This is a genomic window from Dyella sp. C11 (assembly GCF_003121485.1).
Classification (GTDB): domain Bacteria; phylum Pseudomonadota; class Gammaproteobacteria; order Xanthomonadales; family Rhodanobacteraceae; genus Dyella.
The window spans coordinates 76,469-101,780 of record NZ_QAVX01000001.1 but is presented as its reverse complement, the minus strand read 5'-3'; the positions used below and the strand labels follow the sequence as shown (position 1 = coordinate 101,780).

The following is a 25,312-nucleotide window of genomic DNA, read 5'->3' as shown; positions in this document are numbered from 1 at the left end:
CGCCCGCCGTAACGCGCGGGATCAGGCGCGTTGAGCAGGCATGTCATGATCGCGCTTCTCGACCAGCCCGATCAGCGTCGGCATCACCAGCAACACCAGCGGATATTGCAGGGCGAGCCCCGCGATGATGGCAATCGCCAACGGTTGCTGGATGCCCGCACCTGCACCCCACGCCAGCGCGAGAGGCAGCAGCGTGAGGATGGCCGCGAGCGTGGTCATGGTGATGGGACGCAAGCGGTCGCGGCTCGCCTCGCGCAATGCCTGTTTCATGGGTAGATGACGCGACAACGCCACGTATTCGGAGACGTAGAAAATCGCCATCTCGGTACCCATGCCGATGATCATCGTCATGCCCATCATGGCGGTGATGTTCAGATCCACGCCACACAGCCACAGCGCAATGAACACTGCTGTTGCGGAAAACAGCGAGCAGCCCATCACCACCAGCGCCAGCCGCGTGCGACCGTAAAGAAACAAGAGCAGCACGAACTCCGCCACCAAGGCCATCAGGAACACCTTGCCGCGCCCGACGAAGGCAATCTGCTGCTGCCGGTAAAGGCCGCCCAGTTCGTAGCGCGTACCCGCATCGATCATGCCGGGGCGCGCAAGCATGCGCTGCACATCGGCGACGGCGGCGCCCATGCCGCGCCCATCGATGCGTGCGGTCACCGCGACCATTTGCTCCAGGTTTTCGCGTGAGATCTGCGGCTGGCCGTTTTCCACATCCACCGTCGCCACGCGGCTCAACGGGAAGACGTGGCCATCGGGTGCGCGCAGGGGAAGTGCGAGCAGGTCCGGCAGTCGCCATTGCATGGCATGGGGCATGCGTATGCGCACACCCACGCTCTTGTTTGCCTGCGGCAACTGCGTGGCGACCACACCCGTCAATGCATCGCTTATCGCTTGCGTCACCGTGGCAACCGTCATGCCTTCGAGCGTGGCCCGGTCGGCGTCCACGTGCACGTTCAACGCATCGCCGGCGAGCTGCACGCCGTTCTTGATTTCCACCACGCCGGGAATGTCGGCAATGGCAGCGGCCACGCGGCGCGCCTGCGGCACCAGCGTGGCGGGGTCGTTGGCGTACAGCTTGATCTCGATAGGTTGCGGCACCGCCGTGAGATCGCCGATCAGGTCTTCCATCAATTGCGCCAGCTCGACCTCGACACCGGGAACGTCGTGTTCCACGCGTTCGCGCACGTCGGTCATCACGTCTTCGGTGGAACGCGCATGATCCGGCTTCAGCCGCACGAAGAAATCGCCGTGATATGACTGGCCAAGGTCGCCGCCCAGCCCAGTACCGAGGCGTCGGGAGAACGTATCCACTTCCGGCATCCCGCGCAGGATCGCCTCCACCTGTCCGACCTGGCGTGCAGTTTCAGGCAACGACGTACCCGGCTTCGTGTAGTAGTCCATCACGAAGCCGCTTTCATCCACCGAGGGCATGAAACCCGTGGCGACGCGCGCGTAACCCACACCGCCCAGCACAAGCAGTGGAACCAGCAGAGCGAGCAGCCACGCCGGGCGAAGCGAGAACGTGTCGTAGAGGCGCGCATGCGTGCGCGACAGCCAGCCTTCGCTGCCCAGGCCGGGATCGCGCCATTCCTGGAAGTCCACCCACCGACGCAACAGCGGCGGCACCACGAAAGCCGACACCAGCCATGAAACCACCAGGGCGCTCGCCATGGTCACCGACAAGGCCTGAGAAAAGGCACCTGTGACACCGCCCAGCAAACCCAGCGGCAGGAATACGATCAACGTCGCGAGACTGGAACCGGTAAGCGGTGCCAGGAATTCCCGTGCCGCCGGCAACACGGCCGCTTCGCCACCATCGTCCGCACCGGCGCGGCGCGCGACGTGTTCCACCATCACGATGACGTCGTCGATCACCAGGCCCACCGCTGCCGCAATGCCACCCAGCGTCATGATGTTGAAGCTCATGCCGAACACATGCAGCAGCAGCACGGTGATCGCCAGCGTCACCGGCACTACCAGCATGGCGACCAGCGTGACGCGCAGGCTGCGCAGGAACAGCAGCAACACGGCGGCCGCCAGCAGCAGGCCGATCAGCACGGCGTCGCGCACGCTGTGCGCGGACTCCGTGACCAGCTCGCTCTGGTCGTACCACGGCTTGATCGTCACGCCCTTCGGCAGGTGATACGAGGCAAGTCTGGCGCGTACGTCGCCGGCGATCTGCACGGCGTTGCCGTCCGGCTGTTCGTACACGTTGAACAGCACGGCAGGCTTGCCGTCCTCGCTCACCTTCATCCATTGCGGCACGTAGCCGTCGCGCACGGTGGCGACATCGCCAAGGCGAACCCAGCCATGCGCGTCGTTTTTCAGCACGACGTTGCGAATGGCCTCGATGTGTTGCAGCGAATGATCCGCCACCACGAGGTAGAGCTGGTTGCGATCCTGCAGGCGACCCACCGCTGCCAGCTGGTTCGCGCCGTTGACGGCGATGACCAGATCATCCAGCGCAAGGCCGTACTGCGCGAGCTTTCGCGGGTCCGCTTCCACCTGCACTTCCGATGTTTCGCCGCCCTGCACATCGACGCGCGCCAGGCCATCCACGGAAGCCAGCAATGGCACGATCTGGTATTGCGCCAGATCGCGCAGCGCCACCGGCGACAGTGAGTCGGACTGGAGCGCATAGGAGATGATGGGGTAGACCGTCGGGTCCATGCGTCGCACGTTGTACGTCGTGCCCGTCGGCAGCTGCGGCAGCACGCGCGCAATGGCGGCGTCGACCTGCAGGGTCGAGGCGACCATGTCTCGCCCCCAACCGAAGTCCACCGAAACCTGCGCCGAACCGCGCGTGGTTTCCGAGCGCACGGCGGCCACGCCGGGAACCGTGCGGATGGCTTCTTCGACGGGCCGTGTCAGCAGCAACGCCGTCTGGTCCGCCGGCCGGTCGCCGGCATCCAGGTCCACCACCACGCGCGGAAACGACACCTGCGGAAACAGGCCTACCGGCAGCGTGAACGCACTGGCCAGCCCGGCGAGTGCGAGCGCAAAGGCCACGATGACAATGGCACGCGCGTGCCGGTCAAGAAGCGCAGGCAGATTCATGGACCTGCCTTGGCCGAAGGCAGTCGCACCACCATGCCGTCATCGAGCTGCGTGGCGCCTTCCGTCACCAGGGGCAGGCGCGAATCCAGCGCGCCGCTGCCGATGCTGGTGTCGCCGGATTCACCCAGCACCTTCACGGGCACGCGTACGGCCTTGCCGTGGTTCACCTGGAACACGTGGCGATCCGCCTCGTCGCCCTGGATGGCATCGCGCGGCAACACCCAGCCTTGCCATTGGCCCACGACGATATCCGCGCGGAAACCTTCGCCGTTGACCGGTGTGCCCTCCGGCACGATTTCCACGTCCAGCTGGTGCGTGTGCGGATTGAGCGCACGCGCCACGCGTCGCACGGTGCCCCGCATCCGGGCACCACCATCCAGAGGCACCAGCGCCGCCTTGCCCTGCGGCTTGACCTGATCCACCGCATCGCGCTCCACGCCCACGGTGATCACCAGGCCATCGCCTCGTTGCACGGTCAACAGCGGAGCACCGGGCGCCAGGTTGTCGCCCTGCGACGCATCAACAGTGATGACCGTGCCGTCGAAGGGTGCGGTCACGTCCATCGTTTCACGGCTGCCCTGTTGCGCGGTCAACGCGACAAGATTGGTTTCCGCATCTCGCACCGCCTTTTCCGCCTGGTCGAGCTGGTCGCGCGTGGCGAGCTGCTGCGCCAGCAGTTGCGACACGTGCGCACGCTGCGCAGAAGCGAGCTTTTGCGCGGCAACGGCCTGCTGATAGGCCGCCACGGAAGATGGCGCGAGTGCGAACACGAGTATCGACTGCCCGCGCTTCACGGCGGTTCCCGCCGTCACGTTCCAGCGAGCGACGTGGCCGGCAGCTTGCACGCTCACCACCTGTGCCGCGTCGGCGGCCGGGCCCGCGCTGCCGTAAGCCGTCACGGTCTCGGGCAGGCTGCCCTGCTTGACGGCGACGGTGGTTACCGCGGCGCTCACCTGTGCATCGTCGGGCGCGTCGTCATGGGTGCATGCACACAGTGCCAATGCGGCAAGTGCTATGGCGATTCCTGGCATTCGTACGTTCATGGCGCCATGACATCCTGCGGAAGAGAACTCGGCATGCCGCGGCCAACCAGCAACTCCAGCGCCATCTGCTGTTCGAGCATGGCCTGTTCATCGGCAACCGATGCGAGTTGGCGGTTGATGGCAGCGACGTGAAGATCGGTGGTGCTGCGCAGATCGAGGAGGCCCGATGCCGCCGCCACGTCGGCCTGGGACGCTGCGCGCGCGGCATCGTCGGTTGCCGAGGCCTGGGCCCGTCGCTGCGCATCGCGCTGGGCGTACTGCGCCAGCAGTGCGTCCACATCGTCATGCGCGGTGGCGAGGCGCACGGTGTATTCCTGGCGCAGCTGATCGCGCGTGGCGCTGGCGATGGCCACGTTGTGCTGGTTGTGATCGAACAGCGGCAAGGTGAAGTTCACCGCTGGTCCACCATTGCGCACGCGACTGTTGTCCTGCGAGGCGTCGTAGCCAATGGCAAACGCGGGAAATTGCGCAAGCACGGCGGCACGCAGCGTTGCTTCCTGCGCCTGATAGCCCAATTGCAGCGCCACCAGATCGGGGCGCCGATGACTCACGCTGTCGAACTGCTGGTGGATGGCGGTGGCGTCGATGCCCGGCGCAGGCAGGTTCTTCGACAACGGCACGACGACATCCGGCGTCAGGCCAAGCAGCGCATCGAGTTGCTGTTGCTGGTCCAGCTGCTGGCGCTGCAGGGCCGCCAGCGATGCGCGCGCTTCCGCGGCCGCCGCCAGATCCGGCGCCACGGAGACGCGCTCCGCATTTCCCGCATCCACCGCTTTGAGGATGCGCGATTCGCGTTGCGACAACCCATCGAGTGCCTGCTGCTGCAAGGCGATTTGCCGCTCGCCTTCAACGAGGTCGACGACGAGAAGACGCGCCTTGCCGACGGTGAGCCATTGCTCCCACAGCAGGCTGGCATCGACTTCATCGGCACGGGCTTTCGCCGCTTCGCGGCGGGGGCGCAAGGTGATGAGCGAGGCGATGTCCTGGCTGATCGACGCGGTCCACGCGGTGGCGTCACCCGGACCGGACATCAGATAGCCCACGCTGCCGCCGATCACGGGATTGGGCAGCACGCCGTCCTGCCGTTGTTGCGCGCGCGCCGCCTGGCGCTGTGCGTGCTGGCTGCGCAGATCCGGGTTATTCAGCAGCACCAGTCGCTCCACCGCCGCCATATCCAGCGGCAACGCTGATGGCTCATAGCCGATCAACTGCGACAGCGACGACGCCGAAGCCGACTGCTCCGGCAGCGGCCTGGCCTGATAACTGGCGCAGCCTGCAAGACTGACGACCGCCAGCAGCGCGGCGACCATGCGTCGCCGGCCCGCGCACGCGGAATGAAAAAGGGCAAACGGGGAAGGCACCGACGGTCCATGCGCGGAAGGGGAAGACACACCCTACCGAACCTGGCTTAGCGTTCACTTTGTAAAGAAAAGTGATGCGCGGAACGGCCGCTCAGTGGTCTTGCGGGCTCAACGGAATGCGCACGGAAACGCGCAATCCCCGACCGTAGGGCGAATCGAGCAGCTCGATGGTTGCATCGTGCATTTGCGCAGCGCGCTGCACGATGGACAGGCCCAGGCCGTAGCCATCGCCCCGACTGCCCGCCTCGCGATGAAAGCGCGTGAAGACCGCCGCGCGACGTTCCGGCGGAATGCCTTCGCCGTTGTCGATCACATCGATCACGGCCTGCGCCTCATCGCGCTGGACCATGAAGCGAATGCAGCCGTCGTCGGGCACGTGGCGCAGGGCGTTTTCCAGAAGATTGCGCAACAACGCCGCCAGCGCCACTTCGTGCCCTCGCACCGTCAACTCGCCCTCGGCGAGCGCCACGTCCAACTCCACGTTCGAGTCGCCGATAAGCGGCGACAGCTCCTCGATCACGGAACGTGCCACGGCGAGCAGGTCCACATCGCTGCGCTGGTCGGCGCGCGAACTCGATTCCAGTCGCGCCAGCGAGAGCAACTGCTCCACGCGCCGGGCCAGCGCCGCCAGGCTGGCGCGTGCGTCCGACAGCGCCATGCCCGCCTCTCGCGCGTCATGGCTGGCCTGCGCATTCTCCAGGTTGATCATGGTGGACGCGATGGGCGTGCGCAGTTCATGGGCCACGTCGGCGCTGAAGCGGCGCTCGCGTTCCAGCGCTTCTTCCAGCAGGGCGAACTGGCTGTTGAGTGCATCCAGCACCGGCTCCAGTTCACGTGGTGCATCGGCTACGTCCAGCGTGTCGCGACTGCCGGGTTGGCGCGTGTCCAGCTTTTCCGCCAGCGCATCCAGCGGTCGCAGGCCGCGGCGCACCGCCCAGCCCAGCAGCAGCGCCAGCACCGGCAACGCGATAAGTGGTGGCAAGCCATGTTCGATCCACAACGCCACGGAAATATCGCGCCGGCTGTCGTAGCGCTCGGCCGCACGCACCACCCACCCATCCGCGGTAGGCGGCAGGGTGAACAAGCGCCAGCGATAACGGCCCAAGCGCACGTTCTGGAAACCGGGGCGCGTGGCATCGGGCGGCTGCAGTTCGGTCATGTTGCCGGTGACGAGCAGCGGATGACCCTCCCGGTCGAACACCTGGAAACCGACCTCCGATTCATAGGTGTGCCCATGCAGCACCATTTCCTGCGTGGACTTGGCGGTGATGGGGACCACCACGCCGGTCTCCGCGTTGTGGCGCTGCAACGCAGGCAGGCCGATCTCGCCGATCAGCGTCTGCAGCGTGCGCGCCGACTGCGCAAGGCGACCGTCGGACAGCTCGTTCACTTCATTGTTGGTGCGCCTGAGGCTGTAGATGCCCAGCGGCAACAGCACCAGCGCGATCACGCCCAGGATCAGCCAGCGCAGCCGGGACCGCAGACTGCGGCGACTCACTTGGGGTCCTGCGGAATCATGTAGCCGAAGCCGCGCACGTTGCGGATGGTTTCGAAGCTGAGCTTGCGGCGCAGCGAATGCACCAGCACTTCCAGCGCGTTGTTGCCCACGATGTGATCGAGCCCATACAGCGAGTTTTCCAGGCTCTCGCGTCGCACCAGTCGGCCCGCGTTTTCCATCAGCGCCTGCAGCAGCGCGAATTCCCGACGCGTCAGGTCCACCGCCTCGCCACGGAAGCTCACTTCCGACGTGCCCACGTCCAGGCTCAGCACGCCCACCTCGATGCGATTCACCGACAGGCCACGCATGCGGCGCGTCAGCGAGCGGATGCGCGCCGCCAGTTCTTCCACGTGGAAGGGCTTGGTGAGGTAGTCGTCCGCGCCGGCATCAAGGCCATCGACACGCGAGGAAAGCCCGTCGCGCGCCGTCATCACCAGCACCGGGGTTCCCACGTGCGCCCGCCGCGCCTCGATCAGCACCTCGATGCCGTCACGGCCCGGCAGCCCCAGGTCCAGCAGCACCAGGTCAGCAGTGCGGTCACGCATGGCATTGAGCGCCGAGCGCCCGTCGCGCAGCCACGACACGGTGTAGCTCAACCGTTCCAGGGCGCGCTGGATCGCCGATCCCAGCTGCGCGTCGTCTTCGACCAGAAGAATGTGCACGACCTGACGCTCCCTCGCCCATCCGGCGATATCCGCCGGGATTATCCGGCAGGCGGCTTAGGAAAGACTTAAACGCCTGTCTGTCCCGGGTTCCAGCCACTCCCCGGGGCAGCCCGTCTCAGGGAATGAGACGCCCAAAGGGTGCAATGCCGTCCCCGACGGAGCGCGCCCATGAATGCCTTGCCCAACCCCATGGCCCAACGAGCGATGCGTGGAGACGGCGCGCTGGCGGCACCGGTTTCCGGCGGCGACCAGCTCGCGCGGCGCCTGGCAAAGCGCTATGGCGATCGCATCACCGGCTCGTTCGTGCTGCCCGGCCGCGAAGGCCGCTTTGCGCCGCTGCCGGGCGACATGCCACCGGCGCTGGCCGATGCCCTGCGTTCGCGCAGCATTACGCAGCTGTATGCGCACCAGGCGCAGGCGTGGGACGCGACGGCGGCAGGCAAACACGTGGTGATCGCCACGCCCACGGCATCGGGCAAGTCGCTTTGCTACACGCTGCCGGTCATCAGCGCGGCGATCCGCCAGCGAGCGAAGGCGCTGTATCTGTTTCCGACCAAGGCGCTCGCCCAGGATCAGGTGGCCGAACTGCTGGAACTCAACCAGGCCGGCGACCTGGGCGTGAAGGCCTTCACCTTCGATGGCGACACGCCGGGCGATGCGCGACAGGCCATCCGCCTGCATGGCGACATCGTGGTGAGCAACCCGGACATGCTGCATCAGGCCATCCTGCCGCATCACACCAAGTGGGCCCAGTTCTTCGAGAACCTGCGCTACGTGGTCATTGATGAAGTGCACACCTACCGCGGCGTGTTCGGCTCGCACGTGGCCAATGTGTTGCGCCGGTTGCAGCGCGTGTGCGCGTTCTATGGCGTGTCGCCGCAATTCATCCTGTGCTCGGCCACCATCGGCAATCCGGCGGAGCACGCCAGCGCGTTGATCGAACAGCCGGTGACAGCCATCACCGACAGCGGTGCGCCGGTGGGCGAGAAACACGTGCTGTTGTGGAACCCGCCGGTGGTGAACGCGGACCTGGGCCTGCGAGCGTCGGCGCGTTCGCAATCCAACCGCATTGCACGCACGGCGATTCGCGCGGGATTGAAGACCCTGGTATTTGCGCAGTCGCGCCTGATGGTGGAAGTGCTTACCAAGTACCTCAAGGACGTGTTCGACAGTGATCCGCGCAAGGCGCCACGCATTCGCGCATACCGCGGTGGCTATCTGCCCACGGAGCGGCGCGCGGCGGAACGCGAGATGCGCGCCGGTTCCGTGGACGGCATCGTCAGCACATCCGCGCTGGAACTGGGCGTGGACATTGGCGCGCTGGACGTGGTGGTGCTCAACGGTTATCCCGGCAGCGTGGCCGCCACGTGGCAGCGGTTTGGTCGCGCGGGGCGGCGCCAGCAGGCGTCGCTCGGTGTGCTGGTGGCCAGCAGCGATCCGCTGGACCAATACCTGGTACGCCACCCGGAGTTCTTCCAGGGCACGCCGCCGGAACATGCGCGCATTGCGCCGGACCAGCCGCTGATCCTGCTCGACCATGTGCGTTGCGCGGCCTTCGAGCTGCCCTTCAAGGACGGCGAACTATTTGGCCCGCAAGACGCCACGCCGTGGCTCGACGTGCTCGCCGAAGAAGGCGTCCTGCATCAGGAAGGCGAGCGCTTCGAATGGATCGCCGACAGCTATCCCGCCAACGCGGTGTCGCTGCGCTCGGTGGCCGATGGCAACTTCGTGGTGGTGGACCGCACCGACGGACGGCAGACCATCGTGGCGGAAGTGGACTTCAGCGCGGCATCGCTCACGCTGTACGAAGGTGCCATCCATATGATCCAGTCCGTGCCCTATCAGGTGGAACGCCTGGACTGGAACGGTCGCAAGGCATTCGTGACACGCACGAACGTCGACTATTACACCGACGCCATCGACTACACCAAGCTCAAGGTGCTGGAAGCGTTCGACGGCTCGCCCGCCGGCGCGGGCAGCGCGCATCACGGCGAAGTGCACGTGGCGCGTCGCGTGGCCGGCTACAAGAAGATCCGTTACTACACCCATGAAAACATCGGCTACGGGCCGGTGAATCTTCCCGACCTGGAGCTGCACACCACGGCCGTGTGGTGGCAGCTTCCGCAGCGTGCGCTGGAGCAGGCGTTCGATCATCGACAGGAAGCGCTTGACGGTTTTCTCGCCGCGGCGCACGCACTGCACATCGTGGCGACGGTGGCCGTGATGGCCGAGGCGCGCGATTTGCAGAAGGCCGTGGGCAGCGGCGACGGCGCGTGGTTCGCCACTCCCGACACCAACGGACGCGCACAATTGCGCGCGGGTTTCGGAGAAAACGAAGTGGCTCTGTCGGGCCCCTTCATCCCCACGCTGTATCTCTACGACGCCTTCCCCGGCGGCGTGGGGCTGAGTGCGCCGTTGTTCGAACGGCGCGAAGACCTGGTGCGGCTTGCACGTGAACTGGTGCATCGTTGCGATTGCCGCGCCGGCTGCCCGGCCTGTGTCGGCCCGGTACTCGCCGCCGACGAACAGGGCGAACGCTCGCTCAAGACGCTGGCCACGCGCGTGCTCGACCTGGTCGCTGCGCTATGAGCGCGCTGGCCGACAAACTGCGCGGCCTGCGTCGCCAGGCGGGCGTTTCGCCACCGGCGCCCGCGCCCGTGCCGACACCGCGCCAGCGCCCGGCGCTTCCCGACAACATCAGCCAGTTGCTCGGCATTCGACAACGCGTGCAACGCACGCCACCACGCAAGACGGTGATGGACGTGGGGCCGCTACCCGGCCAGACCATCGCGCCTGGATTGCAGTTGTGCGAAGCGCGCACCGCGTGGCCGGCCATGCCACCTGCTTTCCATGCGGCTTTCGCGCGTATCGATCAAAACATCGAGCCCGAACGCCTGCTGCTGTTCGATACCGAGACAACGGGACTGGCTGGCGGTACGGGCACGCGCGCTTTCATGATCGGCGTGGGTGACTGGCACGAAGGGCAATTTCGCGAGCGGCAGCTTCTCATCACCACCTTGGCTGGTGAAGCGGCCATGCTCGAATGCTTCGCCTCGTGGCTGCGACCGGACTCGGTGCTGGTGAGCTACAACGGCAAGTCCTATGACGCGCCACTGCTCAAGACGCGCTATCGCATGCAACGCATCGCCTCGCCACTGGAAGGCCTGGCGCATATCGACCTGTTGCATCCCGTCCGGCGGCGCTGGCGTGGCGCATGGGAAAACTGTCGCCTTGCCACGGCCGAGCGCCAGCTGCTGCAAGTCGTTCGCGAGGACGACCTGCCCGGCTCCGAAGCGCCTGCTGCCTGGCTTGGTTTTCTGCGTGGTGGCTCGGCGGCGCCACTGCACCGCGTGGCACATCACAACAGCCAGGACTTGCGCAGCCTGGGGGGCATTCTTCACCGATTCGCGACGGACGAGGACGCGATGGTGCCGAGTCAAAGCACGCGGCCTTGATGCCATCTTGTCCAACATGGCCATCATATGTTGCGATGCATGCGTTGCACGTCCGCCTTGTCACCGCGGATGCACCCGGGAGCCGCACGCCATGTTGAAGGATTTCATCCAGACTGCCCTGCTGCTGATCACGGGCCTGTTTCCGGTGATCAACCCCATCGGGTCGGCCTTCATCGTGCTCAGCATGGTGCCGCATACCACGGAAGCCGAGCGCACCGACCTGTCCTGGCGCATCACCACCAACAGCTTCGCCATCCTGCTGGGTTCGCTGTTGATGGGTGCCTACGTGCTCACCTTCTTCGGCATTTCCATTCCGGTGCTGCGCGTGGCAGGGGGCTTGATCATTGCGGTGGCCGGCTGGAACCTGCTGCAGAAGCCCGATGACGACGATGCCGCACTGGAAAAGGCACAGGAAGTGAAAGCGCCCAAACCGGGCGCGTCGCTCGCCTCCAAAACCTTCTATCCGCTCACGCTGCCCTTGATGGTGGGCCCCGGCTCCATCTCCGTCGCCATTGCGCTGGGCACCAGTTCGCCGAAGGAAGGCCTGTCGGCCGCGCACTTTGCGGGCGTCGCCGCGGCGTTGGTGGTGTTGAGCGCCAGCATCTACATCTGCATGCGCTTTGCAGGAACGCTGGAGCGTTGGCTGGGTTCGGCCGGCACCAAGATCGTGATGCGGCTGTTCGCCCTCATCACGTTCTGCATTGGCATGCAGCTGCTTTGGCTGGGATTGAAGGAGTTGCTGGAATCGATCAAGTGGCAAGCCTGATGGTGCCGCTTACAACGACGTGGTGAGGCGGGTCAGCCAGTCCGGGCTGACGGAAAGCACGAAGGCCTCGAATCGGCGATCAAGCCCCGTGAGCACCAGCACCCCGATCACCACAAAGCACGCGCCCAGCACGGCTTTCGCCGTATGGCCGACGGAAACCAACGCGCCCCGCACGCGTGTCATCGTGGCGCCGGAGAGGGTGCTCAGCACCACCAACGGCAAACCGGCGCCCAGCCCGAACAACAGCATCAGCAAGGCGATCTGCGCGAGATTCTTCCCCTGCGCGGCCAGCGTGGTGGCCGCGCCCAGCGTGGGCCCCACACAGGGACTCCACACCAGCCCAAGCAGCAAGCCGATCAGGAACTGGCTGATACCACCTTCGTCGCGCACGTTGCCGAGTACCTGCTGACCACGGTTACCGAGCTGGGCCGTGACGCGTGCAAACCCATGCTGCAAGGGTGGCAACAACATCACCAGGCCGAATAGCACCATCAGCGTCGCCGCGATCACACGCAGAGTCGATGCATCGAGGCCGATGGATGCGCCCACAGCAGCGAGCAACGTGCCTGTGACCGCGAATGACAACGCAAGCCCCAGCGCCAGCGCGGCACCGCCCCAACGATGCCGCGACAGTGCCGAAGCGATCAGGATGGGCAATATGGGCAGCACGCAGGGCGACAGCAGCGTCGCCATGCCCGCAAGAAAGCCGAGCGCGTAAGTACCAACGCCAAAATCCATCAGAGCGCCTGCTCCAGTAGCGCACGGATGGCAGGCTCGGCGGTCTGCCCGGTCGAGCGCGTTACTTCGTGCCCCTGCCTGAAAACCACGAAGGTGGATTGCTGCGTCACCTTCAACGATTTCTCCAGCGCGGTTTCCGTATCAAAGTCCGCCACGAAGATCGTGATGTCCTTCAGCCGCGGCTCTTTGGACAGCCGGTCGAGAACGGGCTTCTGTGCGCGGCAGGTGGGACACCAGTCCGCGTGCAGATACACCACGACCGGCTTGCCCGCCGCCACCGCCTGCGCGTACTGGCCCTGGTTAAATGGCACCTCGTCGGCCGCCGCACCGGCGCTGATGGCCAGTAGAAGCGTCGCGACGGCCATGCTGAAAAGGGATGTTTTCATCGAAGCAGACTCCTTTGCTCGACCATCAATCGACGATGGCGCGCATGACGGCACGCGGCGAGGGTGTGTTGTCCGACGCAGTGCGGATGCCCAGCGCACGCGCCAGCAGTGTGTCGAGGCTGGCCTTGCCCGGCCCGCTGACGAACAACCAGAAGAAGATCAGGCTGTAGACAATTTCGTCCGCCTCCACGTAGTCGTCCAGGCTCATCAGGTTGGCGGACACCACCAGCGATACCGCCACGGCCATGTTGATCAGCATGGGGATGCATACCAGTCGCGTGAACAGGCCCAGCATGATGAGCAGGCCGCCGATCAGCTCCGTCCACGCGGAAAGGCCCGCGCTGAAGGCGGGAAACGGGATGCCCCAGCCGACGAAACGCTGGGTGAATCCATCGAGGTTGTGCACTTTGGCGATGCCGGTCTCCAGCCAGAAGTAGCCGAACACCAGGCGCACGACGAGCGGCCCGATCCATTCGAACCGGTGAAGGCCTGCGAGCAGGCTCGATGCGTTGTCGGCGATGAAGTGACGCATGACGGGCAGTTCCAGGGAAACGAGGTGCACGCATCATGCAAACGCATGCGCCCGCCCCGCCATGTCCGCGCGTCCCGCTTTTGTGCCTTGGCGTCCGGTCCTCTCCGGACGGGCAAACGACCGGACGATGGGACACAAAACGGGGACGCCGGGGGACAGTCGACGACGGGCCATCTGTCGAGAATGCATGCGTCGGCACCCGTCCGGACGCTGCGTCCGGCCCGACGTTCGTTTTCCGCGCCGCCCACGGCGGCCGTTTCCCCTTTGTCAGGAGAGTCCCATGAAGACCAGCAAACTCAACGGTGCCGCGATGGCGATGATGGTTGCCGGCCTGTTCGCCGTCACCTCGATGTCCGCCTCCGCGGCCGACAAGACCGCGGCAGGCAAGAGCGACACCGCCAGCGTGAAGTGCATGAACTCGTCATCGTGCAAGGGCCAGGGCGCGTGCAAGCAGGCCGCCAACGCTTGCAAGGGCCAGAACGCGTGCAAGGGCCAGGGCTTCACCATGCAGAAGACGCAGTCCGATTGCACGGCGGCGCAGGCCGCGGCGAAGCAGGCGTAAGACCTGCAGCAAGGCTCGCGGACGCCGTGCCGCGAGCCTTGCCCTTGCCGCCATGACGACCCATCGCGAACTGCCTTACCTTGGCTTTGGCCTTGGCTTGCGCGTCGATCACTACGAAGCCTTGATCGACGATCCCGGCCAGGTGCAATGGCTGGAAGTGGTTTCCGAAAACTACCTGGTGCCGGGCGGTCGCCCGTTGCGCTGGCTGGAACGGTTCCGCGAGCGGTTTCCGCTGGTGATGCACGGTGTATCGATGTCCATTGGCGGCACCGATCCGCTCGATCCGCATTACCTCGATCAGCTCGCTGCACTGGCGAACCAGCTGCAACCGGCGTGGATTTCCGATCACCTGTGCTGGACCGGCGTGAACGGCGTGAACCTGCACGACTTGATGCCGCTGCCATACACGGAAGAGGCACTGGATCACGTCGTCGACCGCGTGCGTCGCGTGCAGGATCGTCTTGGTCGCCGCATCCTGCTGGAAAACGTGTCCAGCTATATCCGCTTTGCACAATCGCAGCTCAGCGAATCGCAGTTCCTCGCTGCCGTGGCCGAGCGCGCGGACTGCCTGATCCTGCTCGACATCAACAACGTGCACGTCAGCGCGCACAACCACGGTTTTTCCGCGCTGGATTATCTCGACGACATGCCGGTGTCACGCGTGCAGCAATTTCACCTGGCCGGGCACGAGCAAGGCGGGTCGCTGCTGATCGACACGCACGACGCACCCGTGGTCGATGCCGTGTGGGATCTCTACGTGGAAGCCGTGCGCCGCTTCGGGCGCGTGTCCACCATGATCGAGCGCGACGACCATATTCCGCCGCTGGCGGAATTGCGCGCGGAACTGGCCCATGCGCGCGCCTTGGCCGATGCGCTGTTGCAGGAGGCCGCGTGAGCGACTTGCGCACCATGCAACAGCAATTGGCCGAAGCCATGCTCGCGCAACCGATGCCGCATGTGGCCTCGCTGTGCGGCGACGCCATGGCCGACGATGCCAGCCGCCTGGCGATTTATCACCACGGCTATCGCATTCGCCTTCGCGAAGCGCTGGCCGTCGAATTTCCCGGGCTCCGGTTGCTTGCCGGTCGGCGATTCGTCGCGCTGCTCGACGACTACGTCGCCACACACCCGTCCACGCATTTCAACATTCGCTGGCATGGCAAGGGACTCGCGTCGTTTCTTGCCACGACACCACCGTGGTCGGAACAACCCGCGCTGGCGGAGATGGCGCAGCTGGACTGGGCCATTTCCACGGCCTTCGATGCCGCTGCCCACCCCGCCGCCGCCCCACACGACCTGGCACGCGTGCCGCCTGATGCCTGGGCCACCATGAGCCTGCGCATCCTGCCGAACGCGCGACTGGTTCGCGCCACCGGCAACATCGAAGCGTTCCGGCGCGCGGCCGATCACGACGACAGGCGACCTGGCCTGCGGCGGCGCCGTCGTCCGCAAACCCTGCTGGTATGGCGGCCCGCGCTGGACGTTCGTTATCGGTCGCTTGCGCCCGACGAATCGGCGGCGCTGCAGGTCGCCATGCAGGGCGGCACGTTTGCCCAGCTGTGCGAATGCATGGCGGAGCTGCGACGACCTGAGGCAGCGCTGCCACGCGTGGCGTCCCTGTTGATGCAGTGGTTGGGCGAGGGCTTGATCGGCAGCGTCGAACTGGCCGGAGTGCCCCCCATGTAACCCTCAACGTCCTTCCGGCGAAGTTTTCTATGAGACACCCGCCGGAAGGACTCCCATGTACATCGAGCCGAACCCTTCATTGCCCGCCGGTCCACGCCCCAGGCTCGTCGAGCCGGCGCTGGAATCCCTGCTCAGCCGGTCGATGTTGCAGGTGCAGGTGGTCGCCGAGCTTCATCGCTGCGGTACGTGGTACGCGGATGCCCCGCGCTACGAATGCGGCCTGTTCCATCTGGTGGGCGCCGGCCGTTGCACGGTGGAAAGCGAGGCCTTGGGCGGTAACGTGACGCTGGAAGCGGGCGACCTGGTGATCTTTCCGCATGGCTCGTCGCACCGCTTGAGCGGTGAAGGCGAGGAAGGCGTGCACCAGGCCAGCCTGATCTGCGGCGAATTCCGCTTCACCGGCAGCGCGCAGCATCCGCTGAGCGCTGCGTTACCCGCGTGCATGGTGATTCATGCCTCGCAGGCCAGCGCGCCGTTCCGCCAGCTGGCGTCGACCATGGCCGACGTAGTACACGCCGATTGCGCGGGTCGCCATGTGCTGCTCAACAAACTGGCGGATGCTTTGTTCACCCTCGCCATCTGCGACTACTCGCGTAGCACCGACGAACGGCAGGGCCTGTTCGCGTCGCTGGCCGATCCACGCATCGCACGCGTGTTGCAGGCCGTGCACGATCATCCGGGCAAGGCGTGGACCATGCAGTCCATGGCGGCGCTGGCGTGCATGTCGCGCTCAGCGTTCGCCGAACGCTTCAGCCAACTGATGAAGACGCCGCCAGTGCAGTACGTCACGCAATGGCGCGTGAGCGTGGCAGAGCAACTGCTGCGCGATCGCCAGCAATCGGTGGCGGGCATTGCGCAGCAACTGGGCTACAGCAGCGAAGCTGCGTTCCGGCGCCTGTTCAAGCGGGTCAGCGGCATGTGTCCCGGCCGGGTCCGGGGTGAAGGCATGCGTGCCACCGCATTGAATTGATGACGCCTTAGCGCGGCGGTTGGGTCTGCTTGCGTTCGCGCTTGACCTCGTACATCGCGGCATCCGCCTTGGCGATCAATGCTTCGGGATCGAGCTCGCCGGACATCGACACGATGGTGCCGATGCTCGGCCCGGCGTAGTCCAGCGTGATGTCGCCCAGGTGGAAGCGGCCGGTGGTGGCTTCCTGCAGGCGCTTGCGCAGCGCCTCGGCGACCGCCAGCGCATCGCTGTGCGCCGGGCTGGACAACACCACGAATTCGTCGCCGCCCAGGCGCGCGACGAAATCGCCGGAACGCACCGCCCCCTGCATGCGACCGCCGATGGCCGTGAGGAATCGATCGCCTGCATCGTGACCGTGCACGTCGTTGATTGCCTTGAACTGATCCAGGTCGATGAACGCGACCACCATCGCGTTGCCATCCGGACCATGACCCGCGAGGCGGCGACGCAATTCTTCCATCAGCGCGCGACGATTGGGCAGCTTGGTGGTGGCATCGGTCAATGCACTCACCGCCAGCGTGTCGTTCGCTTGCTGCAAGGCCTGCAGCATGCGTTCGCGCTCGATCTGCTGGCCAATAAGGCGGGAGAACATCTGCAACACCTGCTCGGCACCGTCCGCGAGCGGCTTGCGCTCGCCGCTGGCCGCGCACAGCGTGCCGTAGAGCGTGCCGTCTTCCAGGCGCACAGGCGTGCTTGCGTAGGTCGCGATACCCAGTTCGCGCGCAGGGCCGGAATCGGCCCAGCAGTTGGCGACGTCGTCGGTATAAGGGCGCCCTTCTTCCAGCGCGCGCTTGCACAACGTGCCTTCCCACGGCACGGACAGCCCTTCGGGGATATCCAGCCGGCTCGTGTTGCGAGAAAACAGGATGTACTGATAGCCCTGGCTGGTATCGATGGTGGTGAGGTAGGTGGACTCCAGCCCCGTCACCGTCTGCAGCAACTCAAGCAACGGGCGCACCAGTTCTTCCAGCGTGCGTGCCTTGGCGACGGATTCCGCCAACTGGCCCACGAAATCGGACGGTGAAAAAGTTGACATGGACATCCTTCGATTCGATCAGTACGCACGACATAACGCCAGCACCCGTGGGCGCAGTCGACATTAAAAACATCCCGCGGAAAGGATGCAATGACCGACCAAAGGCCACGTCGCCGCTTGATCGATCCCGCGCCCCGCTGTCAGCGTGGCGTCAGAACAACAGGCGTATGGAACGATTTTCCCGGATCGTGGCGGATGGTCTCTGGGACAAGGCGACTGCCGTGTGCGCGCCACGATGTCGTTGGTGCCATGTCCCGCCCTCGCCCCACCATGCCGCGCCCTGTTCCGCGCGACGCACTGGCGTGATGTCCCAACCTGTGTAGACTCGCCCGAGCCGTCGACGTCCCCATCGTGTCGCGCCAACCCCAGCGCAACACGTCCAGCACGAGTGTTCCCTCTCTTAGCGAGGTACCTTCATGTTGAAGCGTTGCATTGCGTTCGCCACGTTGTTCGCACTGGCATCCCTGTCACTGGCCAACCCCACGCCTCCGCCGGCAGCACCGGCCCCGGGCGCCCCGGTAAAGGCCGACACCCCTCGAACCACGTCCGCCGGAACGCAGTTCGTCGTGCCCGCCGACTGGACCATCCAGGCAGTCGGCAACAAGATCACCCTCGACCCGCCCGAGGCCGGCTCCCAGGCCGTGCTGGTCGATGCCAAGGCAAGCACGCCGGACGACGCCGTCAAGCAAGCCTGGAAAGCCTACGCACCCGCCAAGGTGTGGCCGTTGCAGATCGCCACCGATGTCGCCAAGCGCGACAGCTGGGACCAGATCCGCGTCTACAACTACGAAACCTCGGCCAACGACAAGCGGGACGTTACCGCCATCGCCTATCGCCACGGCGACCAGTACACGGTGCTGATCTACGACGTGGCCAATGCGGTAGGCGAAAAACGTGCCTCCCAGCTGCGCGCCATCTCCGATCGTCTGCTGCCCAAGGGCTACCAGCGCGAGACGTTTGCCGGCAAGCAGGCCCATGAGCTCGATGCCACGCGCGTGGAAACGCTGAAAACCTTCGTGGACAACGCGCGCAAGGCGTATGACGTGCCAGGCATTGCCATTGGCCTGATCGACCACGGCAAGGTGGTGTTCGCCGGTGGCCTGGGCGTGCGCGAAATCAACAAGGCCGAACCGGTCGACGCCGATACGCTCTTCATGATCGCCTCCAACACCAAGGCGCTGACCACGCTGATGCTGGCGCGCGAAGTGGACCAGAAGAAATTCACCTGGGACACGCCCGTGATCGACGTGATGCCGTCGTTCCGGCTCGGTGATGCGAACACCACCAGGCAGGTGCTGATCCGCCACCTCATCTGCGCCTGCACGGGCATGCCGCGACAGGACATGGAGTGGCTGCTCAACAGCCGCGACGCCACGCCCGAAACGGTGATGAGTGCCCTGGGCGGCATGCAGCCCACCAGCAAGTTCGGTCAACTGTTCCAGTATTCCAACCTGATGGCTGCCGCAGCCGGTTACATGGGCGGCCACGTGCTTTACCCGACACTGGAGCTTGGCGCCGCGTACGACATGGCCATGCAGAAGCAGGTCTTCGATCCGCTCGGCATGAAGCTCACCACCTTCGACTACGACCGCGCATTGCTCGGCGACCACGCCACGCCACACGGCATGGACGTGGATGGCCATACGGCGGTGGCCGGCATGGGCATCAACGATTCCATTCGAGCAGCGCGCCCCGCCGGTGCCGCATGGAGTTCGGTGAGCGACATGCTGCGCTACGTGCAGATGGAACTGGCCGAGGGCGTCTTGCCCGACGGCACGCGCTACGTCTCAAAAGAAGCGCTGCTCGAACGTCGCAAGCCCAACGTGGCGCTAGGCACCACGGCCACCTACGGCATGGGCTTGATGGTGGACCACACGTGGGGCGTGCCGGTGGTGCATCACGGCGGCGATCTCGCCGGTTTCCACTCGGACATGATGTGGCTGCCGGAACAAGGCGTGGGCGCCGTGATCCTGACCAACGCCGATGCCGGCGTGCTGATCCGTGGACCGTTCCAGCGTCGCCTGCTCGAAGTGTTGTTCGACGGCCAGCCGCTCGCCCAGAACGACATCGACGCGGGCGTGAAGCGACTGAAGGCCGGCATTGCCGCCGAACGCAAGCGACTGACGGTGCCGGCCGATCCGGCACAGGCAGCCAAGCTGGCCAACAACTATCGCAACGCCGCCGTGGGCAGCATCCAGGTGGATCGCAGCGGCAAGAACGTGGCGTTCGACTTCGGCGCGTGGCACAGCGATGTGGCATCACGAAAGAACGACGACGGCTCCGTATCGTTCGTCACCATCTCGCCGGGCTCGGATGGCTTCGAGTTCGTTGTCTCCGGTACGGCAGATGCGCGCAAGCTGGTGTTGCGCGATGGCCAGCACGAATACGTCTACGACGAGGTGAAGTGAGCCATGGACATCCACCAAGCTTACACACGCGCCGCCCTCGCCACGGTCATGTGGCTTGCGGCGGGCGCCGTCATGGCCGACAGCCTGAACGTGCCGGAGATCCCGGTCGATGCCACCATCGTTCGCCAGTACCACTGCCAGGACGGCAAGTCGCTCAAGGTCACCTACTACAACAGTCATGGCGGCCAGAGCTTTGCGTTGCTGCTGGTAAAGGACAAGGCGATGCTGTTCGTCGATACCGCGGCAGGTTCCGGCGTGAAGTACGTGGCGGGCCAGTACACCTGGTGGACCAAGGGCAACAGCGGCGACCTGTACGACATGATGGCCGGGCCAAACGCGGCACCCATCATTGCCGGCTGTTCGTCCGCACCGGGCGCATGACGACGCTTTCCTCACCTCGCTGAACCGCGCGCGCCCCGCGCTTCAACAACATGACCAAGTTGCTGCGTCGCATGATGACGCAGCAATTTCTCTCGCTCATTCTTCCCCGCACGCAGAAAACTACCGTTTGGCCGCCTGCTCGCAAGAACTTGCAGCCGGGGCAGGCGCGTGCCTGCGGAGGCCGTGCCGGGGGGCGCGGCAAGCACACATAACGACATGGGGAAGGGAATGAACGGCTGCCGCTCGCAGGTTCTCGTTGCACGCAACACCGTCTGGGCCAAACGCCCGCTCGCACTCGCTTGCGCCACTGCACTGATCGCCCTGGCCTCCGCTGTGCCAGCGTTCGCCCAGCAGACGCAGGATCAGACACAGGCCACGCCGCAGAACACGCAGACCACGCCGGCGAAGAAGCCCGCGGCGTCGGATCAAAACCCGCTGCCCAAATCCGAAGATCGTGCCTCGACGCTCGATGCCATCACCGTTACGGGCATCGCTGGCAGCATCGAGAATTCGATCAAGGCCAAGGAAAACTCGGACAACATCATCGAGGCCATTTCCGCGGAAGACATCGGCAAGCTGCCTGATGCCAGCATCGCGGAAAGCCTGGCGCGCCTGCCCGGCCTGGCCACGCAGCGCGTGGATGGCCGCGCCAACCAGATTTCCATCCGTGGCCTGGCACCGGATTTCGCCGGCACCACGCTCAACGGTCGCGAGCAGGCCACCATCGGTGAAAACCGCGGCGTGGATTACGACCAGTATCCGGCTGAGTTGATCAGCGGCGCGGCAGTGTACAAGACGCCCGACGCCAGCCTGATCGGCCAGGGCCTGTCCGGCACGGTGGACCTGCACACGCTCAAGCCGCTGGACCTGTCCACGCGCACCATCGTGGCCAACCTCCGTGGCGAATACACCACCAACGGCAAGAACAACCCGGGCACGGGCGTAGGCGATCTCGGCCATCGCGCGAGTTTTTCGTACGTCGACCAGTTCCTCGACCACACGCTCGGCCTCGCCATCGGCTTCGCGCAGCTCGATTCGCCCATCCAGGAAAAGCAGTACCAGGCGTGGTGGTGGAGCCTCAACAACGGCCCGGGCAGCATCGAAGATGCCTGGGGCGGTCCGCATTCGCCGGGCGTGCCCAACAGCGTGCTCTCGCAGGAAGGCATGCAGCTGCGCGCGCAGTCGGAGAACCAGTTGCGCAACGGCCTGATGGCCGTACTGGAGTGGGCACCGAACGACTGGTATCACGGCACGCTCGATACGTACTACTCCACGTTCAACGAGAAGAAGTACACCAACGGCGTGCAGTGGGCGAGCGGCCCCTATGACAACGCCGGCCCGGCCGTGTACAGCAACCTTGGCGTGGTGCCGTCGCAGCCTTATCCGGTGGTCACCACCGGCACCATGGACGGCATCCGTCCCATCCTGCAGAACGAATTCACCAAGGAACACGACAAGCTGTTCTCGGTCGGCTGGAACAACCAGTTCGAATTCGGCAACGGCTGGCAAGGTGTCGCCGACCTCTCGTACTCCAGTGCGAAGAAGGATCTGCACGACGCCTACCTGTTCTCCGGCATTCCCGACCAGGGCACCACCAGCGTGCAGTTCGCCACGCCGCTCAACTACGGCTTCCCGAACTTCAGCACCGGTGTGAACCTGGCCGATCCGTCGGCCATTCAATTCACCGACCCTGATGGCTACGGCTATGACGGTCGCCAGGAATTCGATCACCAGAACGACGTGATCAAGGCGATCCGCCTGCAGGTGTCGCATCCGGTCGGCTGGATCTTCAGCACGGTGGATGTGGGCGTGAACTACTCCGACCGCAAGAAGACCAAATCGGCGGACGTGCAATTCGCGTGGCTCAACGGCAACGGTTCCACCGGCAGCGACTATGTGCCGGGCTACTCGGTGCCGGTGAATCCGTCGTACCTATACGGACCCACGTCGATCAATTACGGCGGCATTGGACCCATCCTCAACTACAACGTGCTCGCCGCGTTGAACAACCAGTTCTACCTCACCGACGGCAACGGCCAGGGCGACTGGGCACGCAACTACAGCGTCGAGGAAAAAGTGCCGGTGGCGTATGTGAAGTTCAACATCGACACCTCTTTGGGCGACGTGCCGCTGCGCGGCAACATGGGCGTGCAGTTCGTGCACACCGACCAATCGTCGAACGCACTGCAGACCAACGGCAACACCTTGCTGGGCAACATCAGCGGCGGCACCACCTACAACAACGTGTTGCCCAGCCTGAACCTGGCCGCGCAGATCGCCGATCAGCAATACCTGCGCTTCGGTTTTGCCAAGACGATGACCCGCGGACGCATCGACGACGAGAAGGTCGCGTCCTCCGCAGGCGTTTACCAGGTGACGGATGGCCCGGCAGCGGGCCAGGTGCTGTGGACGGGCAGCGGCGGCAACCCCAACCTCAAGCCGTATGTGGCGGTCGGCACCGATCTCTCGTGGGAGAAGTATTTCGGCAAGTCCAGCTACGTGGCAGTCGCCGTGTTCAACAAGAACCTGTTGAACTACATCTACAACAAGACCGTCCTCGACTACGACTTCTCCAAGTACATCAACAACGACCCGACCCTGGTACCCACCAGCAATATCGGCTCGTACACCACGCCTGAAAACGGCACCGGTGGCCGCATGGAAGGCCTGGAGTTGTCCGGTGCACTGGAAGGCGCGCTCATCGCGCGCCCGCTCGATGGCTTCGGCGTGCAGGCGAACTTCTCGCTGACCAACAGCACGGTGCCAGTGAGTTCGGTAACGTCCATTCCGGGTGCGCCATCCACCCTGCCCGGCCTGTCGCGCAAGGTGGCCAACCTGGCGGTGTACTACGAGAAGTACGGCTGGTCGTTCCGCCTGTCCGAGCGCTACCGCTCGTCGTTCACCGGCGAAGCCATCGCCCTGTTCGACCAGTTGGGTTACCAGCAGGTGCTGGCCGACAAGCAGACCGACTTCCAGGGCGGCTACAACTTCACCGACGGCACATGGAACGGCCTGTCGATCCTGCTGCAGGTCTACAACCTCACCAACTCGGCGTACAAGACGGCGCAGATTTCCGCACTGCCCAACGGCGTGTCGATCGGACGTCCGCTTGACTACAACACCTGGGGCCGCACGGTGATGTTCGGCATCAATTACAAGATGTGATCAGACGGAATCGGGGCCGCGCAACGCGTGCGCGGCCCCGTCATATGCCAGGCTCGTAGAGGGCATTTCGCCGCGGAAGGGAAGAACAGTTACGGAAGGTGTGATGGTCGAAATTTTTAGACCATGGATTCTTCGGACTCAACGCAGGAATCGATGATGGCGCAGGCGTTGGTGATCGATGACTATTACGAACTTCTCGCCCTTCACAAGGGCCTCATGGAGGCTCGATTTTCCGAGTCACCCAATAATTTTTACGTTGCCGGAAGTCCTCTCCTGGCGGACCTTCATAGAAAGGTCATCGTCGCGATGACCACGATGGAGGCTGAAAGCGGGCAGGATCCACATTGCTGGGATCAATGGCTCCTGATGGACGACACTCGGCGCGAATGGCGGTTGGCACTGAACAACGCCAATCTCGATTCAAGCTGGTCGCAACTCGGTTCGACCGAGAAGGAAGAGCGGGCACGTAGCTATCTGGCACCGTTTGTCGTAAGCGACGAATTGCTGAAGCACTTCCTTCGCCTCGCAGATCTGACGGGATAGCAACCAGAGCCCGCTACGAGACAGCCGACGTTTGCTATATCTTTTCGTGCCGCTGTCGCTATGCTCCCGCACATAGCCGAGGAGACTTGTATGCGCGAGCTATATCCCGAGATCGAGCCCTATCGCACCCATCGGCTGCGGGTGGACAACCTTCACGAATTGCATGTCGAGGAATGCGGCAATCCGGATGGCTTGCCCGTGGTGTTCCTGCACGGCGGTCCCGGCGCCGGCGTATCGCCGTATCACCGCCGGTTCTTTGATCCGGCGCGTTACCGCATCGTGCTGTTCGACCAGCGTGGCGCGGGCAAGTCCACCCCGCATGCCGAGCTGCGCGACAACACCACGTGGCATCTGGTCGACGACATCGAGACGATCCGCGAACACTTCGGCATCGAACGATGGGTGGTGTTCGGCGGGTCGTGGGGTTCCACACTGGCGCTGGCGTATGCGCAGAAGCATCCCGAACGCGTGCTTGGACTGGTGCTGCGCGGCATCTTCCTTGGCCGCGAAGGAGAGCTGCGCTGGTTCAACGAACTCGATGGCGGCGCGCGCTGGATTTTTCCCGAGCGCTGGGAACGCTATCTCGCGCATATCCCCGAGAACGAACGCGACGCCATGGTGGAAGCCTACTGGCGCCGCCTGGACAGCGCCGACGAAGCCGTTCGCCTCGCTGCCGCCAAGGCATGGGGCAACTGGGAAGGCGGCAGCACCACGTTGATCCACGACCCCGATGAACCCGGCACGCAGGACGAGCCGCAGGTGGCCATCAGCGTGGCGCGCGCGGAAGCGCATTATTTTCGCCATGACATGTTCCTGGAGCCGGACCAGCTGTTGCGCGAAGTTGGAAAACTGCGCCACATTCCTTCGACCATCGTGCAGGGCCGCTACGACATCATCTGCCCGATGAAGAGCGCCTACGATCTCGCCACGGCGTGGCCGGAGGCAGCGTTCCACGTCGTGCTGGCAGGCCACAGCGCAGCCGATCCCGAGATCGTGGACAAACTGGTAAGCGCCACGGACGCGCTGGCGGATCGCTACGCCTGACGTC

21 protein-coding genes are annotated in these 25,312 nt (G+C 64.8%); 12 read left to right on the top strand and 9 right to left on the bottom strand.

What is annotated here, in order from left to right; all coding sequences use genetic code 11:
- Positions 1-21: 21 nt before the first annotated feature.
- The 5 genes from DK366_RS00390 to DK366_RS00370 form a co-directional block, all read right to left on the bottom strand.
- Positions 22-3,069, bottom strand: coding sequence for an efflux RND transporter permease subunit (locus DK366_RS00390; RefSeq protein WP_109123540.1), 3,048 nt, complete (start codon positions 3,067-3,069; stop codon positions 22-24).
- Positions 3,066-4,112 carry an efflux RND transporter periplasmic adaptor subunit gene (locus tag DK366_RS00385; protein ID WP_109123539.1) on the bottom strand — a complete coding sequence of 349 codons (1,047 nt, stop codon included), beginning with the start codon at positions 4,110-4,112 and terminating at the stop codon, positions 3,066-3,068. The genes DK366_RS00390 and DK366_RS00385 overlap by 4 nt, the downstream gene beginning before the upstream one ends.
- The gene (locus tag DK366_RS00380; protein WP_109123538.1) at positions 4,109-5,422 is read right to left on the bottom strand and encodes a TolC family protein; all 1,314 of its coding nucleotides are present in this window, start codon (positions 5,420-5,422) and stop codon (positions 4,109-4,111) included. Before DK366_RS00380 ends, DK366_RS00385 begins: the two co-directional genes overlap by 4 nt.
- Positions 5,423-5,564: 142 nt before the next feature.
- The gene (locus DK366_RS00375; protein ID WP_109123537.1) at positions 5,565-6,971 is read right to left on the bottom strand and encodes an ATP-binding protein; all 1,407 of its coding nucleotides are present in this window, start codon (positions 6,969-6,971) and stop codon (positions 5,565-5,567) included.
- Positions 6,968-7,633, bottom strand: a complete 666-nt coding sequence (locus tag DK366_RS00370; RefSeq protein WP_109123536.1) for a response regulator — start codon at positions 7,631-7,633, stop codon at positions 6,968-6,970. Before DK366_RS00370 ends, DK366_RS00375 begins: the two co-directional genes overlap by 4 nt.
- A 207-nt stretch (positions 7,634-7,840) precedes the next feature.
- Here DK366_RS00370 and DK366_RS00365 point away from each other — a divergent pair, with 207 nt between their 5' ends.
- From DK366_RS00365 to DK366_RS00355, 3 genes are all read left to right on the top strand, one after another.
- Positions 7,841-10,225, top strand: a complete 2,385-nt coding sequence (locus tag DK366_RS00365) for a DEAD/DEAH box helicase (protein WP_232820873.1) — start codon at positions 7,841-7,843, stop codon at positions 10,223-10,225.
- The gene (locus DK366_RS00360; RefSeq protein ID WP_109123534.1) at positions 10,222-11,091 is read left to right on the top strand and encodes a ribonuclease H-like domain-containing protein; all 870 of its coding nucleotides are present in this window, start codon (positions 10,222-10,224) and stop codon (positions 11,089-11,091) included. The genes DK366_RS00365 and DK366_RS00360 overlap by 4 nt, the downstream gene beginning before the upstream one ends.
- Positions 11,092-11,182: 91 nt before the next feature.
- On the top strand, positions 11,183-11,857 hold the full coding sequence (locus tag DK366_RS00355) for a MarC family protein (RefSeq protein ID WP_109123533.1): 675 nt from the start codon (positions 11,183-11,185) through the stop codon (positions 11,855-11,857).
- 9 nt (positions 11,858-11,866) lie between these two features.
- Here DK366_RS00355 and DK366_RS00350 read toward each other — a convergent pair whose 3' ends face one another.
- From DK366_RS00350 to DK366_RS00340, 3 genes are read right to left on the bottom strand one after another with little or no spacing between them, the layout of a single operon-like run.
- The gene (locus DK366_RS00350) at positions 11,867-12,595 is read right to left on the bottom strand and encodes a cytochrome c biogenesis CcdA family protein (protein ID WP_109123532.1); all 729 of its coding nucleotides are present in this window, start codon (positions 12,593-12,595) and stop codon (positions 11,867-11,869) included.
- Positions 12,595-12,981: a thioredoxin family protein gene (locus DK366_RS00345; RefSeq protein WP_109123531.1), complete on the bottom strand. Its 387-nt coding sequence runs from the start codon at positions 12,979-12,981 to the stop codon at positions 12,595-12,597. The genes DK366_RS00350 and DK366_RS00345 overlap by 1 nt, the downstream gene beginning before the upstream one ends.
- Before the next feature lie 25 nt (positions 12,982-13,006).
- On the bottom strand, positions 13,007-13,513 hold the full coding sequence (locus DK366_RS00340; protein ID WP_109123530.1) for a DoxX family protein: 507 nt from the start codon (positions 13,511-13,513) through the stop codon (positions 13,007-13,009).
- A 280-nt stretch (positions 13,514-13,793) separates the two neighbouring features.
- On the opposite strand from DK366_RS00340, the gene DK366_RS00335 reads away from it, so the two are divergent.
- The 4 genes from DK366_RS00335 to DK366_RS00320 are packed head-to-tail and all read left to right on the top strand — an operon-like array spanning position 13,794 to position 16,731.
- Complete coding sequence (locus DK366_RS00335; protein ID WP_109123529.1) at positions 13,794-14,075, top strand: hypothetical protein; 282 nt, start codon at positions 13,794-13,796, stop codon at positions 14,073-14,075.
- A 52-nt stretch (positions 14,076-14,127) separates the two neighbouring features.
- The gene (locus tag DK366_RS00330; protein ID WP_109123528.1) at positions 14,128-14,970 is read left to right on the top strand and encodes a DUF692 domain-containing protein; all 843 of its coding nucleotides are present in this window, start codon (positions 14,128-14,130) and stop codon (positions 14,968-14,970) included.
- Positions 14,967-15,761, top strand: coding sequence for a DNA-binding domain-containing protein (locus tag DK366_RS00325; protein WP_109123527.1), 795 nt, complete (start codon positions 14,967-14,969; stop codon positions 15,759-15,761). The genes DK366_RS00330 and DK366_RS00325 overlap by 4 nt, the downstream gene beginning before the upstream one ends.
- Before the next feature lie 55 nt (positions 15,762-15,816).
- Complete coding sequence (locus tag DK366_RS00320; protein WP_109123526.1) at positions 15,817-16,731, top strand: AraC family transcriptional regulator; 915 nt, start codon at positions 15,817-15,819, stop codon at positions 16,729-16,731.
- 7 nt (positions 16,732-16,738) lie between these two features.
- On the opposite strand, the gene DK366_RS00315 is transcribed toward DK366_RS00320, so the two are convergent.
- Positions 16,739-17,767 carry a sensor domain-containing diguanylate cyclase gene (locus DK366_RS00315; RefSeq protein WP_109123525.1) on the bottom strand — a complete coding sequence of 343 codons (1,029 nt, stop codon included), beginning with the start codon at positions 17,765-17,767 and terminating at the stop codon, positions 16,739-16,741.
- Between the two features lie 416 nt (positions 17,768-18,183).
- On the opposite strand from DK366_RS00315, the gene DK366_RS00310 reads away from it, so the two are divergent.
- The 5 genes from DK366_RS00310 to pip all read left to right on the top strand — a co-directional run bounded on the left by DK366_RS00310 (position 18,184) and on the right by pip (position 25,308).
- Positions 18,184-20,175: a serine hydrolase domain-containing protein gene (locus DK366_RS00310; RefSeq protein ID WP_109123524.1), complete on the top strand. Its 1,992-nt coding sequence runs from the start codon at positions 18,184-18,186 to the stop codon at positions 20,173-20,175.
- A 3-nt stretch (positions 20,176-20,178) separates the two neighbouring features.
- Entirely contained in the window at positions 20,179-20,556 is a 378-nt protein-coding gene (locus DK366_RS00305; protein WP_198651371.1) for an MliC family protein, read from the top strand.
- A gap of 228 nt (positions 20,557-20,784) precedes the next feature.
- The gene (locus DK366_RS00300) at positions 20,785-23,721 is read left to right on the top strand and encodes a TonB-dependent receptor (RefSeq protein WP_109123523.1); all 2,937 of its coding nucleotides are present in this window, start codon (positions 20,785-20,787) and stop codon (positions 23,719-23,721) included.
- A gap of 123 nt (positions 23,722-23,844) precedes the next feature.
- Entirely contained in the window at positions 23,845-24,264 is a 420-nt protein-coding gene (locus DK366_RS00295; protein ID WP_198651370.1) for a hypothetical protein, read from the top strand.
- Between the two features lie 90 nt (positions 24,265-24,354).
- Positions 24,355-25,308 (top strand): prolyl aminopeptidase, encoded by a 954-nt coding sequence (gene pip, locus DK366_RS00290; RefSeq protein ID WP_109123521.1) that lies wholly within the window; start codon positions 24,355-24,357, stop codon positions 25,306-25,308.
- Positions 25,309-25,312 lie beyond the last annotated feature (4 nt).

What these genes read in the sequence shown, in the direction of transcription:
- DK366_RS00390 (WP_109123540.1), bottom strand. Translation starts at nt 3,069, where the DNA reads ATGAATCTGCCTGCGCTTCTTGACCGGCACGCGCGTGCCATTGTCATC.
- DK366_RS00385 (WP_109123539.1), bottom strand. Translation starts at nt 4,112, where the DNA reads ATGAACGTACGAATGCCAGGAATCGCCATAGCACTTGCCGCATTGGCA.
- DK366_RS00380 (WP_109123538.1), bottom strand. Translation starts at nt 5,422, where the DNA reads ATGGTCGCCGCGCTGCTGGCGGTCGTCAGTCTTGCAGGCTGCGCCAGT.
- DK366_RS00365 (WP_232820873.1), top strand. Translation starts at nt 7,841, where the DNA reads ATGCGTGGAGACGGCGCGCTGGCGGCACCGGTTTCCGGCGGCGACCAG.
- DK366_RS00360 (WP_109123534.1), top strand. Translation starts at nt 10,222, where the DNA reads ATGAGCGCGCTGGCCGACAAACTGCGCGGCCTGCGTCGCCAGGCGGGC.
- DK366_RS00355 (WP_109123533.1), top strand. Translation starts at nt 11,183, where the DNA reads ATGTTGAAGGATTTCATCCAGACTGCCCTGCTGCTGATCACGGGCCTG.
- DK366_RS00350 (WP_109123532.1), bottom strand. Translation starts at nt 12,595, where the DNA reads ATGGATTTTGGCGTTGGTACTTACGCGCTCGGCTTTCTTGCGGGCATG.
- DK366_RS00345 (WP_109123531.1), bottom strand. Translation starts at nt 12,981, where the DNA reads ATGAAAACATCCCTTTTCAGCATGGCCGTCGCGACGCTTCTACTGGCC.
- DK366_RS00340 (WP_109123530.1), bottom strand. Translation starts at nt 13,513, where the DNA reads ATGCGTCACTTCATCGCCGACAACGCATCGAGCCTGCTCGCAGGCCTT.
- DK366_RS00335 (WP_109123529.1), top strand. Translation starts at nt 13,794, where the DNA reads ATGAAGACCAGCAAACTCAACGGTGCCGCGATGGCGATGATGGTTGCC.
- DK366_RS00330 (WP_109123528.1), top strand. Translation starts at nt 14,128, where the DNA reads ATGACGACCCATCGCGAACTGCCTTACCTTGGCTTTGGCCTTGGCTTG.
- DK366_RS00320 (WP_109123526.1), top strand. Translation starts at nt 15,817, where the DNA reads ATGTACATCGAGCCGAACCCTTCATTGCCCGCCGGTCCACGCCCCAGG.
- DK366_RS00315 (WP_109123525.1), bottom strand. Translation starts at nt 17,767, where the DNA reads ATGTCAACTTTTTCACCGTCCGATTTCGTGGGCCAGTTGGCGGAATCC.
- DK366_RS00310 (WP_109123524.1), top strand. Translation starts at nt 18,184, where the DNA reads ATGTTGAAGCGTTGCATTGCGTTCGCCACGTTGTTCGCACTGGCATCC.
- DK366_RS00305 (WP_198651371.1), top strand. Translation starts at nt 20,179, where the DNA reads ATGGACATCCACCAAGCTTACACACGCGCCGCCCTCGCCACGGTCATG.
- DK366_RS00300 (WP_109123523.1), top strand. Translation starts at nt 20,785, where the DNA reads ATGAACGGCTGCCGCTCGCAGGTTCTCGTTGCACGCAACACCGTCTGG.
- DK366_RS00295 (WP_198651370.1), top strand. Translation starts at nt 23,845, where the DNA reads ATGGATTCTTCGGACTCAACGCAGGAATCGATGATGGCGCAGGCGTTG.
- pip (WP_109123521.1), top strand. Translation starts at nt 24,355, where the DNA reads ATGCGCGAGCTATATCCCGAGATCGAGCCCTATCGCACCCATCGGCTG.